Raw genomic sequence first — 12,470 nt, 5'->3', positions numbered from 1 at the left:
CTCGCCCGTCATGGTGGTGGCGTTGTGGTCGGCGTGCGCTGCGCCGAGGGCCCCCTCACTGCCCCGCAGGTTCCCACTGCGCGTGGTACAGCATCCAATCGCCGTCCTGCAGCCGCCAGCCGGTGGTCACCTGGTAGGTCTGCGCCTGCTCGGGCACCCAGCCGCCGCTGCCGCCGGTAAGCATGGCCGTGAAGCGCACCGTGGCGGTGGTCCCGCGCAGCTCCACGTCCAGCGGCCCGACGGTGACGCCGATCTGCCGATGGCCCAGCATCTGCAGCTGCATCAAGCGTTTCAAACCGGCCGCGTCCAGGCCGTTGGCGCCCACGAAATCAGTCGCCACCGGCGCCATCGCATCGCCGATGTCGCGCGCTTCGATCGCCGCATGCATGTCCTGCAAGGTCGCACGCAGGCGCTGCTCCGGCGCATCACGCATGCAGGCGGCCAGGAGCAGTCCGCACACAAGCAGCCACCAGAGCCGTCTCCACTGCCGAATGCTGCCGTGCATCACGCTTCGCCTTTTCCATCCATGACGGTATGCTGCCAGGTGTTGAAGTGCCGTGGAACACACCGCGTCACGTCGAGAACACCCTGGAGGGGGGCAGATGAATCAGGCACGTCCTTGGTTGCAAAGTTATCCGGCCGGCGTCGCCGCCGAAATCGATCTGGAGCAGTTCCGTACGGTGGCCGAAGTGTTCGCCACCTCGGTCAAGCGGTTTGCCGACCGCCCCGCGTATCACAGCTTCGGCAAGACCATTACCTATCGCCAGGCGGACCAGCTGGTCGAGCAATTCGCCGCCTACTTGCTGGGCGAGCTGCAATTGAAGAAGGGCGACCGCGTCGCCTTGATGATGCCCAACTGCCTGCAGTATCCGGTCGCCACCTTCGGCGTCCTGCGTGCCGGGCTGACGGTGGTCAACGTCAACCCGCTCTACACCCCGCGCGAGCTGAAGCACCAGCTGATCGACTCGGGCGCCAGCGTGCTGGTGGTCATCGATAACTTCGGCACCACCGTGCAGCAGGTCATTGCCGACACGCCGGTCAAGCAGGTGATCACCACCGGGCTGGGCGACATGCTCGGCTTTCCCAAGGCGGCGCTGGTCAACTTCGTCGTCAAATACGTCAAGAAGCTGGTGCCCGACTACCGCATCAACGGCGCGATCCGCTTCCGCGACGCATTGGCGCTGGGCCGCAAGCACAGCGTGCCGACGCTGCAGATCGAACCGGACGACATCGCGTTTCTGCAGTACACCGGCGGCACCACCGGCGTGGCCAAGGGCGCGATGCTGACCCACCGCAACCTGGTCGCCAACATGCAGCAGGCGCACCAGTGGCTTGCCGGCACCGGCAAGCTGGAAGAAGGCAACGAGGTGGTCATCACCGCGCTGCCGCTGTATCACATCTTCGCGCTGACGGCGAACGGGCTGGTCTTCATGAAGATCGGCGGCTGCAATCACCTGATCAGCAATCCGCGCGACATGCCCGGTTTCGTCAAGGAGTTGAAGAAGACCCGCTTTACCGCGTTTACCGGCGTCAACACGCTGTTCAACGGCCTGCTCAACACGCCCGGTTTCGACCAGATCGATTTTTCCTCGCTCAAGATGACCCTGGGCGGCGGCATGGCCGTGCAACGCTCGGTCGCCGAACGCTGGAAGAAAGTCACCGGTCTGACCCTGGTCGAGGCCTACGGCCTGACCGAAACCTCGCCGGCGGCCTGCATCAACCCGATGGACCTGAAGGACTACAACGGTGCGATCGGCCTGCCGATTCCGTCCACCGATGCCTGCATCAAGGACGACGCCGGCAACGTACTGCCGCAGGGCGAAATCGGCGAGCTGTGCATCAGGGGCCCGCAGGTGATGAAGGGCTATTGGAAGAAGCCCGAGGAAACCGCCAAGGTGATGGATGCCGACGGCTGGCTACATACCGGGGATATCGCGCGAATGGACGAGCACGGCTTCGTCTACATCGTCGACCGCAAGAAGGACATGATTCTGGTGTCCGGCTTCAACGTCTACCCGAACGAAATCGAGGACGTGATCGCCGAAATGCCTGGCGTGCTGGAAGTGGCAGCAGTTGGCGTGCCGGACGAAAAGTCCGGCGAAATCGTCAAGGCCGTGATCGTGAAGAAGGACCCTGCCCTCACCGCCGATGAGGTGAAAGCGCATTGTCGCTCCAACCTGACCGGCTACAAGCAGCCGCGAGTGATCGAATTCCGCAAGGAATTGCCGAAAACCAATGTCGGCAAGATCCTGCGCCGCGAACTGCGGGATGCGCCACCTAAATAATTGCAGACATGCCTTGGCGGGAATCTCAGAACCCGCTGAAAGAGTCAGACCGGAGGGCTTTCCCAGCAATGGGAAAGCCCTTTGCGTTCAGGCAGATAGCGCCGGTGTAGGATCCGTTTGTGGAGTCCGCACCGCCCGCTGCGCCACACTCTCCCGCGGGCGACCTCCTCGAGAAAAGCTCATGAGCATGATCGAAAAACTGCAGCCTCAAATCAATCAATCCACGATTCGCACGCATGCAAGCCATGCGGATGCAGGGCATTGGCTCTTCATGCATGCCGACGCAGCAACGGGCATCAGGCCATGCTTCCGCCCGCAGTTGATGACGGAAATGCACGGTTACCTGAGTACGCTTACCGACACGCCCACCCATGAAACCGGCCGTTTGCGCAGCCTCGTTCTTGCCTCGGACGCAAATGCATTCAATCTCGGCGGGGATCTGGATCTATTCGGCCACATGATTCGCGCACGCGACCGACAAGGCTTATTGCGATACGCACAGAGTTGCGTCAGTGGCGTTTTCCAGTTCCATCAGGGACTCACTGGAAATTTCAGAACCATTGCCCTTCTGCAGGGAGATGCGCTGGGCGGCGGGCTGGAGATGGCGCTGTCTTGCCACACGATCATTGCCGAGGAAGGCGTGGGCCTGGGATTGCCTGAAGTATTGTTCGGGTTGTTCCCGGGCATGGGCGCCTACTCATTTCTGTCCAGGCGCGTATCGCCCCAATTGGCAGAACGGATCATTCTTGAGGGGCGGGTCTACAGCAGCGAGGAAATGTACGCCATGGGAGTTGTGGATATGCTCGTACCTCGCGGGCAAGGCATCCATGCCACCCATGAGTTGATCACCAAGCAGCAGCGCACGCCTCAGTCGTATCTGGCGATGAATCGCGCAAGACAGGTGTGCAACCCGGTCACTCATGACGAACTGCTGGCGGTCGCGCAGATATGGGTGGAAGCCGCACTGGAACTGGGAGAAAAGTCTCTCAAGACGATGGATCGGCTGGTAAAGGCGCAGACGCGCAGAGCCGCAAAGGGAATTGCCTGATTAGCATGACAGCATGCCGTAAGGGGAATCAGGCCCGGCGTACTGCCGGGCTTCTGCTCAGGATGCGTCTTCGCCCGAACCTTTCTCGAACCGTGCTTTTGCGCGCGATTCCAGCGCGGCGCGACCCAGTTGCAAATTGTGCTGAAGCTGATTCACACGCATCTGCCATTCGGACTTGATCTGCGCATCGGACATGCCCATCAGCTCCCCGCCCTGCTCTGCCAGCACCACCAACCCGAGATTGCTCGCCACACCTTTCGTTGCGTGAGCATGCTCGCGCAGCCGCTCCCATTCCAACGCCTGGGCATCACCTGACATTGCGGCGATGCAGGCTTCTGCATCACTCAGGCACTGACGAATGAACTCCTTCTCGAAGTTCTTGCCCATGCCCAGAGACGCCAGCTCGTCGAGCACGGTGACATCGAGGACGCCATCCGGTACCGATCCGGTTCGTACAGGCAAAAGGCCGAGCGGCGGAAGCTTGCTCTGCGTTGCAATCTCGGCGAGCGTATCCAACAACCGCACCGCAACAACCGGCTTGGCAAGGAATGCGTAGGCGCCGGCCTGCTCGCAGCTACGAATCGCTTCCGGCGTCACATCCGCACTCAATACGACGACCGGCGTTTTAGGCTGAGCTCCAGCCTGCATCACCCGCAACTGCTTCAGCAGGTCCAGGCCACTGACACCCGGCATGTGCAAGTCGACGATGGCCACATCGAAATCGGTCTCGGCGAGCGTATCCAGTACATGCTCCCCACCGTTGACGCAGGTCACCTTGTGCCCGGCCTTTTGCAGGAGCCGTTGCAGAACCATCCGGTTGGCGGCGTGATCATCCGCCACCAGGATCTGCAGCGTACGTACGCGCGCTCGGTGGCGCAGGAACGGATCGGCGAAGGCGATGACGTTTCCGGCCTCTCCACTCTCACGCGCTCCGCCGATCGGCTGCAGCGCCGGTGCACTGGATTCGACGGCATAGTCGAACGGCAATTCAAACCAGAAATGGCTGCCGCCGCCGGGATTTTCTTCGAAACCGATCTCACCACCCATCGATTCGACCAGGCCTTTGGCGATCGTGGTTCCGAGGCCGCTGCCCTCGAAACGTCGCGCCAGCCCATTGTCTGCCTGCTCGAATGCCTCGAACAAGCGCGGCCGCATGTCGACCGGCACACCGATCCCGGTATCGATGATGTCGAAACGCAGCCGCACTTTACCCTCGGCAGGACGCCCGACCGCTCCTACGTTGACATCGACGTGTCCCCGGTCAGTGAACTTGACCGCATTGCCGGCCAGATTCAGCACGATCTGTCGCAGGTGCCCGGCATCGCCCTTCAGCAAATCGGGAACGTCCGGTGCAACCACCACACCATAGACAAGCGACTTCGCCTTGGCTTGCGGCTGCAGGATCAGATCGATGTTGGCGACCACCTCCCTGAGTGAAAAGTCGCGATGCTCGACGCGAATCTTGCCGGCTTCGATGGCAGAGATATCGAGCACTTCCTCGACCAATGAAAGCAGGCTGCGAGCGGATGCCTGAATGGTACTGACGCATTCGCGCTGTTCGGCGTCCAAGCGTGTCGTTGCCAGGACTTCGGTCATCCCGGAAAGGCCATTGAGAGGAGTGCGGAATTCATGGCTCATATTGGCCAGGAAGCGGCTCTTGGCTTCGCTGGCGCGCCGCGCTTCGGCCATTGCGCGGGTCAGCTTGTTGAGCAAGCCCGACAGATACAACGGGATGGCCGCCAGGCCAAGCCACAACCCGACTCCCAGACCGAAATTGCGTCCCCAATAGTCGTTGGTCAACAGCGTGACACCAAAACTGACCATCGCCATGGCAACGGCCAGATAGAGGTAACGGTTACCGAAGCGCAAACCATTACCGATGGTCACCCACATCACCACGACGTAGATGCAGGCCATCGGTTCGCCGATCGCACTCATGGCCATCGACATCAGGCCGTAGTCGGCCAGCATGCCGAGGACCCGGCGCGGATGCGAGCGCTGGGGCCTGAGCACAATCCAGGTAAAGATCACCAACGCCAGTGCCTGGCTGAGCAGCGTCAGGCCGACTACATAAACCAGCTGCGTTGCCGGCAATGCCCAGCGGCTTGCGAACAGCACCTCATAAGCCAGGATCAACGCCACCATGGCAATGCGGATCAGTGCCTGACCATGCTCGCTGTCTTGACGCTGCGCGAGCCTGTTGCGCACTTCTCGTAGCATGCCTGACATGCTCACACCCCGGGTCGCGCCGATGCGGTGGAGAATTCGCCGCAGATCTGGTCCAGCTGCGCACGGCCGCGCAGCAGCGCATCCACGCAGCGCGGGTCGAACAGGCGACCGCGTTGCGCGTAGAGATAGGCCAGCGCGGCGTCCATCGTCCACGCTTCCTTGTACGGACGCGGCGACAGCAGGGCGTCGAACACATCGGCCACTGCGACGATGCGCGCTTCCAGCGGAATCGCCTCGCCGACCAGGCCATCCGGATACCCGGTGCCGTCGTAGCGCTCATGGTGACGCAGCGCGATCAAGGCACCGACCTGGATGAAGCGGTTCTGGCTGCCACTGAGCAGCTCGTAGCCGATCCGCGGGTGACGCTTCATCACGCTCATCTCGTCGTCGGTGAGCTTGCCCGGCTTGAGCAGCACCGAATCGGGAATGGCGATCTTGCCCATGTCGTGCAGCGGTGCGGCCATCTCGATGATGCGCACTTCCTCTTCCGACAGGCCCAGCTGTTCGGCGATCAGGCCGGCCACATGCGACATGCGCTCCAGGAACGCACTGGTGCCCGAATCGCGGTATTCGATCGCACGCGCCAGCCGCGACAGCGTCTCGCGTTCGCGCTCTTCGACCTCGTTCATGCTGGCCAGCAGGCGTTGTTCCAGCGACAGCGCACGTTGCTTGACGCTCTCGCTCTGCTGACGCAGCTGCAACAGATTGGAGCAGCGCGCCCGCAACTCGCGCGGGCGGATCGGCTTGACCAGGAAGTCGATCACCCCGGCTTCCAGCGCCGCCTGGCGGATCGGCTCGTCGCCGACGATGGTGATCAGGATGATCGGAATATCGCGATGGCTGGGCAGCCGGCGCAGGCGCCGCGCGAACTCCAGGCCATCCATCCCGGGCATGCGGTAGTCGAGCAGCAACAGATCCACGCGCCCGGCTTCGCACCATGCCAACGCGTCGAGCGGATCGCCGAAGTCGTAGACCTTCAGCTCCGGCGCGATGTCCTCGATGACATGGCGCAGCATCGTTCGCGCAGACATCTGGTCATCGACAATGACGATGTTCAATCCCAGATCCGCCTTTTCCGCCCAGCTTCCCCATGTATCCGCCGACACCATGCCGTCCGGACTCCCTAAAACATCCTGCATAGCCGTTGCTCCTCTATTCCGAGAACGGAAAAGCGTGACGTCGACCACTGTGTCGACTTCCCCGGACATGACGTTGTCCGAGGCTCCGCCCTAGCATATGCAGTATCCGTGCCGTGAGCACGCGGTTCGCACAAAAAAGTCAGGCTTCCGGGCGCATGTAGGGAAACAGCAGGACATCACGGATCGACGTGCTGCCGGTCAACAGCATCACCAGACGGTCGATCCCGATGCCCAGGCCGCCGGTCGGCGCCATTCCGTACTCCAACGCACGGATATAGTCGGCGTCGTAGTGCATCGCTTCGTCGTCGCCGCCGTCCTTGGCCTGCACCTGCGCCTGGAAGCGCGCAGCCTGGTCTTCGGGGTCGTTGAGCTCGGAGAAGCCATTGGCCAGCTCCTTGCCGTTGATGAACAGCTCGAAGCGGTCGGTATACCCCGGCTCGGTGTCGCTGGAACGCGCCAGCGGCGACACCTCGACCGGATGGTCGGTGATGAAGGTCGGCTGCACCAGGGTGTGTTCCACGGTGGCCTCGAAGATTTCCAGCAGCAGCTTGCCCCAGCCATAGGACGGCTTGGTGCGGATCTTCAGCCGCTCGCAGTGGCGCAGCAGCGCCTCGCGGTCGGTGCAATCGGCGGCGCTGATCTCCGGATTATGGTGACGAACGGCCTCATCCATGCGCCAGCGCCGGAAAGCCGGCGCCAGATCGATGTCGGCGCCATCCCAGCTCACCTGGGTGGTGCCCAGCACCGACTGCGCGGTGTCGCGGATCACCTGCTCGGTCAGGTCCATGATCTCGTGGTACGTGGCGTACGCCTCGTAGAGCTCGAGCATGGTGAATTCGGGGTTGTGCCGGGTCGACACGCCCTCGTTGCGGAAGTTGCGGTTGATCTCGTAGACCCGCTCCAGGCCACCGACCACCAGCCGCTTGAGGTACAGCTCCGGGGCCACGCGCAGGTACAGATCCAGGTCCAGCGCATTGTGATGGGTGGTGAACGGCTTGGCAGTGGCACCACCGGGGATGTAATGCATCATCGGCGTTTCCACTTCGAGAAAACGCCGCGCGTCCAGCCAGGCGCGCATGGCGCGGATGATCTTGGAGCGCTTGATGAAGACCTCGCGCGCTTCGGGAGTAACGATCAGGTCGACATAACGTTGCCGGTAACGCTGCTCCACGTCCGACAGGCCATGCCACTTGTCCGGCAACGGACGCAGCGACTTGGTCAGCAGACGCAGCGCGCTGGCCTTGACCGAGAGTTCGCCGGTCTTGGTACGGGTCAACCCGCCCTCCACCGCCACGATGTCGCCGACGTCCCAGCCCTTGAACGCGGCATAGGCATCGCCGAGCACGTTGCCCTGCAGGAACAGCTGCACGCGCCCGGATTCGTCCTGGATCTGCGCGAAGCTGGCCTTGCCCATCACCCGCTTGGCCATCAACCGGCCGGCCATCTTGACGGTGCGTCCGCTGGCCTCCAGCGCCTCGGGGGTCCAGGTGTCGGCATCGGCGAACTCGGCCTGCAGGTCGCCGGCGAACTGCTCGCGCACGAAATCGTTGGGATAGGCGATGCCCTGGCCGCGCAACGCGCCCAGTTTCGCGCGACGCTCGGCGATGAGGCTGTTCTCGTCGACGGGAAGGTGGGGCGCGGGGGTCTGCTCGGTCATGGCGGGAATCGGTCTGCTAGAGGTCGGGCGCGTGCCCGGTGGGGAGTGAGACACCGGCAGCGCCGGGCTCTCTTACATTGACGGTGCCGCACGCAGGTCGCCTGCGCTGGTCTTGCTGCCGCAACGTAGGCTGGCGCTGCGGTGCCTGCCTAGCATCGTGCGAGGCCGTCGCATCCGCTGCGACCTCGCGCGGGGGTCAGGCATCCAGGCGTTTGGAGCCTGCCGCCAGACCGGCCTTGAGGCTGGCCTCGACGAATTCGTCCAGGTCGCCGTCCAGCACTTTCTGCGTGTCGCTGCGTTCGATGCCGGTACGCAGATCCTTGATGCGGCTCTGGTCCAGGACGTAGTTGCGGATCTGGCTGCCCCAGCCGATGTCGGACTTGGTGGCTTCCAGCGCGTCGCGCTCGACATTGCGCTTCTGCACTTCCAGCTCGTACAGCTTGGCGGCCAGCATCTTCATCGCGTTGTCGCGGTTCTGGTGCTGGCTGCGGCCGGTCTGGCAGGCGACCACGGTATTGGTCGGAATATGCGTGATACGCACCGCCGATTCGGTCTTGTTGACGTGCTGACCACCGGCGCCGGAGGAGCGATACACGTCGGTACGCAGATCGGCCGGGTTGATGTCGATCTCGATGTTGTCGTCCACTTCCGGCGACACGAACACCGAGGTGAAGCTGGTATGCCGGCGGTTGTCCGAATCGAACGGCGACTTGCGCACCAGCCGGTGCACGCCGATCTCGGTCTTCAACCAGCCATAGGCGTATTCGCCTTCGATGCGCACGGTGGCCGACTTGATGCCAGCGACTTCGCCGCCGGACACTTCCATCAGCTCGGTCTTCCAACCGCGCGACTCGGCCCAGCGCAGATACATGCGCAACAGGATTTCGGCCCAGTCCTGCGCCTCGGTACCGCCGGCACCGGCCTGGATGTCGACGAACGCGTTGGCGCCGTCCATCTGGCCGGAAAACATGCGCTGGAATTCCAGCTTTTCGACGTGGGTCTGGTACTTGTCCAGATCGGCGATCACCGCAACGGCGGTGTCCTCGTCCTGCTCGCTGTCGGCCAGCTCCAGCAGATCGCCGGCATCGGTGAGACCGGCCAGTACATCGGCGATGCCGATGACGGTCTTTTCCAGCATGGAGCGCTCGCGACCCAGGGCCTGGGCACGCTCGGCGTCGTTCCACACGTCCGGGCTTTCCAGCTCCCGGCTGACTTCCTCTAGACGCTCTTTCTTGGCGTCGTAGTCAAAGATACCCCCTGAGCGAGAGCACGCGATCGTTGAGATCGGTGATGCGCTGGCGGATCGGATTGGTTTCGATCATGACGGACTTCCGGCAAACAAGCTGGCTAGTTTAGCAAGCGGGCGACGGTGGCGGAACGCGCCTGCCTCGGCACTGTGCGTTGAATGCCGATTGTCCAGACGACCGCTTCCCTGCCGCACTCGACCGCAAGGACTCCGGTCCGGGCACATCGCGCACGACTCGCGGCAGCCGTGCCAACGGTGCGATGGCGGGGACGCAGGGACGCAATGCCGTGAGCCAGTTCCCCCGCCAACAGGGTCACGGCCTCAGGCCGTCAACGCATCTGCCCGCGGCGCAGCGGTCCCTCGCCCTGCCCGCGCGCGCAGATCTGCCAGATGGCTGCGACTGCACGGCAGCACGGTGGCGTCGCGCAGATGCACGCGGGCATCGCCGGAATCGACCGGTTCTATCGCCTGTACCTGGCTCAAATTGACCAGGTAGCTACGATGGATCCGCACGAACACCGCCGGGTCCAGCCTGGCTTCGATCGCCGCCATCGTGCTGCGGAGCGGGTAATCGTGGCCGCGCACGCGCAAGTTGACGTAGTTGCCGGAGGCCTGGATCCATTCGATATCGGCCGTGGCGACCAAAAAGTCGCGGCCGAGCTTGCGCACCAGAAAGCGTTCCGGACGGTCCAACGGTTCCTGCGGCGGGCCTTCGTCCGGCGCCGCAAGCAGATGCGCCTCGCCCTGGCGGCGCCGCGCGTACCAGGCCAGCGTGTGCTGCAACGCCACCAGCATCGCAAAGGTGCGCAGATCCTTGGACAACTCGTAGAACCACTGCAGCGGCCAACCACCGAAGTCGTAGTGGCTGCCAGCCAGCGCGTAGACCAGTTTGCGCAACAGCACCATGCCGGCGACGTGCGCCAGCCACCAGCCCAGCGCAGCGGCCAGGTACAGCGGCACACGTCGACGCCAGACATCGGCATGCAGCGGCCAGCGTGCGCAGAGCCAGAACATCGCCGGCAGCAACAGCAGCGACGTCGTGGCGCTGCTCAGCTCCCAGCTCAGCAACTGCCACAGCACGATCGCCTCGCCATCGCGCCGCCCCGCCAACCAAATGGTCAGCGTGTTGCCCAATGCGCTCAGGTAGAACACCAGCGACCAGATCATCACAGCCCAGCGCGTGGCGAAGTGACGCGCACCGTCTTGAGGTGTCGGCGGGCGCGGCCCGATGGTTTCCATTGCAGACGTCAGCAGTTGGCAGCTGCCGATCATAGAGTCCTGCGCAACAGCGCGACAACGTCATCCCGCCGCTCCCAGTTCGTCCCTGGGAGGATGCAACTGGTCACCGCGCCGCGGCATCTCCACCCCTGCCCCCTTTCTCCATCGGGGTCAGCGAGCAGGATGGGTGCACTTCCTCGACCACCGCTCACATGACCGAACGCCGCCACGATATCGATGCCCTGCGCGTCTTCGCCTTCGCCCTGCTGATCCTCTATCACGTGGGCATGGCCTACGTGACCGACTGGGACTTTCATTTAAAGAGTGCGTACACCACGCAGTGGCTGCAGCCGCCGATGATTGCGCTCAACCGCTGGCGGATGCCGTTGCTGTTCATGATCTCCGGCATCGCGATCGGCCTGGCAGGTGCAGGACGTGCCCCGTGGCGGTTCGCCTGGCGGCGTTGTGGCCGGTTATTGCCCCCGCTGCTGTTCGGCATGTTCGTGGTGGTGGCGGTGCAGGCCTACTGCCAGGGTGTCAGCAATGGCAAGGTCGAGCCCGGCTTCGGCAATTTCCTGCTGCGCTATTGGCAGGTCCGGCCGTGGCCGGCCGGCAGCTTCGATGGCTGGGAACACGGCATCACCTGGAACCATCTGTGGTACCTGGCCTATCTGCTGCCCTACACCGGGTTACTGATGGCGATGGTCGCGCTGGGCCGCAGGCTGCCGGCGAGTCTGCCCGCGTTGCCGGCGCCCATCGCGCTGCCGGCCCTGCTGCTGGCACCCATTCTGTGGGAGGCCGTTTGCGTGCTGTGGGTGCTGCCGCGTCACCCGCCGACCCACGCCCTGGTCGGCGACTGGTTCGTGCATGCCGAGTCGTTTCCGTTATTCGTGCTGGGGTATGCGCTGGCCAACAACGCACGCTTCTGGACATGGGCCGTGCAGCTGCGTTGGCCAACCCTGATCGCCGCGCTGCTGGCGATCGCCACCGAGCTGAGCATCCGCCAGTTGGGCCGATCGCTCGATCCTGCGCAGTTGTCCGAAATGCTGGCGGCCATTCGCTGGGACGTGGTCGAGCGGCTGGCGCGCGCAGCCTATACCTGGCTGGCGCTGCTGACCCTGTTTGGCTGGGCAAGGCATGGCTTGAACCGCCCGTTCGCGTGGCTGCCCTACTGCACCCAGGCCGTATTCCCCTGGTACATCCTGCATCAGAGCCTGATCATCGTGGCGCTGTACTGGTTGGCGCCGTTGCACCTGGGGCCGTGGCTGGAACCAGCGCTGGTGTTGGCCGCCACGGTCGCCGGTTGTCTACTGTTGCACGAATACCTGATCCGACGCGTGCGCTGGCTGCGCCCACTGTTCGGGATGCCGATGCGCGAATCGCCGATCAGGACGCGCGCCGCGGCGACGCCGACGCAGGGGTGATCGCTGAGGGCGACAGGCGGCAGACGAGACCGGCCAGACGATGCCGCAAGCGCATCGTCGCCAGAGCGTCCCCGGGCACTGCAGCGCGCGTCGTTGTCCACTGACGGCAGCGCTGCCGATGCACCGCAGGGCCCGGACGCACCTGCACACCATGAATGGCAGTCAGCGCCTGCCGACCAATCGCCTGGACGCCCTGCAGTGCGCATCGCAAGATGCCGGCCCGA

9 protein-coding genes are annotated in these 12,470 nt (G+C 63.7%); 3 read left to right on the top strand and 6 right to left on the bottom strand.

Going from position 1 to position 12,470, the window contains the following annotated elements:
• Positions 1-55 precede the first annotated feature (55 nt).
• Positions 56-505: a Cif family virulence factor gene (locus Y887_RS00970; protein WP_046962569.1), complete on the bottom strand. Its 450-nt coding sequence runs from the start codon at positions 503-505 to the stop codon at positions 56-58.
• Between the two features lie 97 nt (positions 506-602).
• On the opposite strand from Y887_RS00970, the gene rpfB reads away from it, so the two are divergent.
• Entirely contained in the window at positions 603-2,285 is a 1,683-nt protein-coding gene (gene rpfB, locus Y887_RS00965; RefSeq protein ID WP_046962568.1) for a fatty acyl-CoA ligase RpfB, read from the top strand.
• Positions 2,286-2,466: 181 nt separating this feature from the next.
• Complete coding sequence (locus Y887_RS00960) at positions 2,467-3,333, top strand: crotonase/enoyl-CoA hydratase family protein (RefSeq protein WP_046962567.1); 867 nt, start codon at positions 2,467-2,469, stop codon at positions 3,331-3,333.
• A gap of 57 nt (positions 3,334-3,390) precedes the next feature.
• Here the strand turns inward: Y887_RS00960 and Y887_RS00955 are convergent, their stop codons facing one another.
• The 5 genes from Y887_RS00955 to Y887_RS00935 all read right to left on the bottom strand — a co-directional run bounded on the left by Y887_RS00955 (position 3,391) and on the right by Y887_RS00935 (position 10,876).
• Entirely contained in the window at positions 3,391-5,562 is a 2,172-nt protein-coding gene (locus tag Y887_RS00955) for an ATP-binding protein (protein ID WP_046962566.1), read from the bottom strand.
• A gap of 2 nt (positions 5,563-5,564) precedes the next feature.
• Positions 5,565-6,701 (bottom strand): cyclic di-GMP phosphodiesterase response regulator RpfG, encoded by a 1,137-nt coding sequence (gene rpfG / locus Y887_RS00950; protein WP_046962565.1) that lies wholly within the window; start codon positions 6,699-6,701, stop codon positions 5,565-5,567.
• Between the two features lie 139 nt (positions 6,702-6,840).
• Positions 6,841-8,358, bottom strand: a complete 1,518-nt coding sequence (lysS, locus tag Y887_RS00945; protein WP_046962564.1) for a lysine--tRNA ligase — start codon at positions 8,356-8,358, stop codon at positions 6,841-6,843.
• A gap of 196 nt (positions 8,359-8,554) precedes the next feature.
• Positions 8,555-9,680 (bottom strand): peptide chain release factor 2 gene (prfB, locus tag Y887_RS00940; protein WP_104611297.1). Its coding sequence is split into 2 segments (ribosomal slippage): positions 8,555-9,604 and positions 9,606-9,680, totalling 1,125 coding nucleotides; the frame shifts between segments, so codons are not numbered across the junction.
• A 245-nt stretch (positions 9,681-9,925) separates the two neighbouring features.
• Positions 9,926-10,876, bottom strand: a complete 951-nt coding sequence (locus tag Y887_RS00935) for a LytTR family DNA-binding domain-containing protein (RefSeq protein ID WP_046962563.1) — start codon at positions 10,874-10,876, stop codon at positions 9,926-9,928.
• A gap of 158 nt (positions 10,877-11,034) precedes the next feature.
• Here Y887_RS00935 and Y887_RS00930 point away from each other — a divergent pair, with 158 nt between their 5' ends.
• The gene (locus tag Y887_RS00930) at positions 11,035-12,246 is read left to right on the top strand and encodes an acyltransferase family protein (RefSeq protein WP_046962562.1); all 1,212 of its coding nucleotides are present in this window, start codon (positions 11,035-11,037) and stop codon (positions 12,244-12,246) included.
• The last annotated feature ends 224 nt before the right edge of the window (positions 12,247-12,470 follow it).

The organism is Xanthomonas pisi DSM 18956 (assembly GCF_001010415.1).
GTDB lineage: Bacteria > Pseudomonadota > Gammaproteobacteria > Xanthomonadales > Xanthomonadaceae > Xanthomonas > Xanthomonas pisi.
The sequence above is the reverse complement of the archived record's forward strand: the minus strand, read 5'-3'. Positions and strand labels throughout refer to the sequence as shown.

Excerpts from the sequence above, each read along its gene's own strand:
- Y887_RS00970 (WP_046962569.1), bottom strand. The coding sequence starts at position 505 with ATGCACGGCAGCATTCGGCAGTGGAGACGGCTCTGGTGGCTGCTTGTG.
- rpfB (WP_046962568.1), top strand. The coding sequence starts at position 603 with ATGAATCAGGCACGTCCTTGGTTGCAAAGTTATCCGGCCGGCGTCGCC.
- Y887_RS00960 (WP_046962567.1), top strand. The coding sequence starts at position 2,467 with ATGAGCATGATCGAAAAACTGCAGCCTCAAATCAATCAATCCACGATT.
- Y887_RS00955 (WP_046962566.1), bottom strand. The coding sequence starts at position 5,562 with ATGTCAGGCATGCTACGAGAAGTGCGCAACAGGCTCGCGCAGCGTCAA.
- rpfG (WP_046962565.1), bottom strand. The coding sequence starts at position 6,701 with ATGCAGGATGTTTTAGGGAGTCCGGACGGCATGGTGTCGGCGGATACA.
- lysS (WP_046962564.1), bottom strand. The coding sequence starts at position 8,358 with ATGACCGAGCAGACCCCCGCGCCCCACCTTCCCGTCGACGAGAACAGC.
- Y887_RS00935 (WP_046962563.1), bottom strand. The coding sequence starts at position 10,876 with ATGATCGGCAGCTGCCAACTGCTGACGTCTGCAATGGAAACCATCGGG.
- Y887_RS00930 (WP_046962562.1), top strand. The coding sequence starts at position 11,035 with ATGACCGAACGCCGCCACGATATCGATGCCCTGCGCGTCTTCGCCTTC.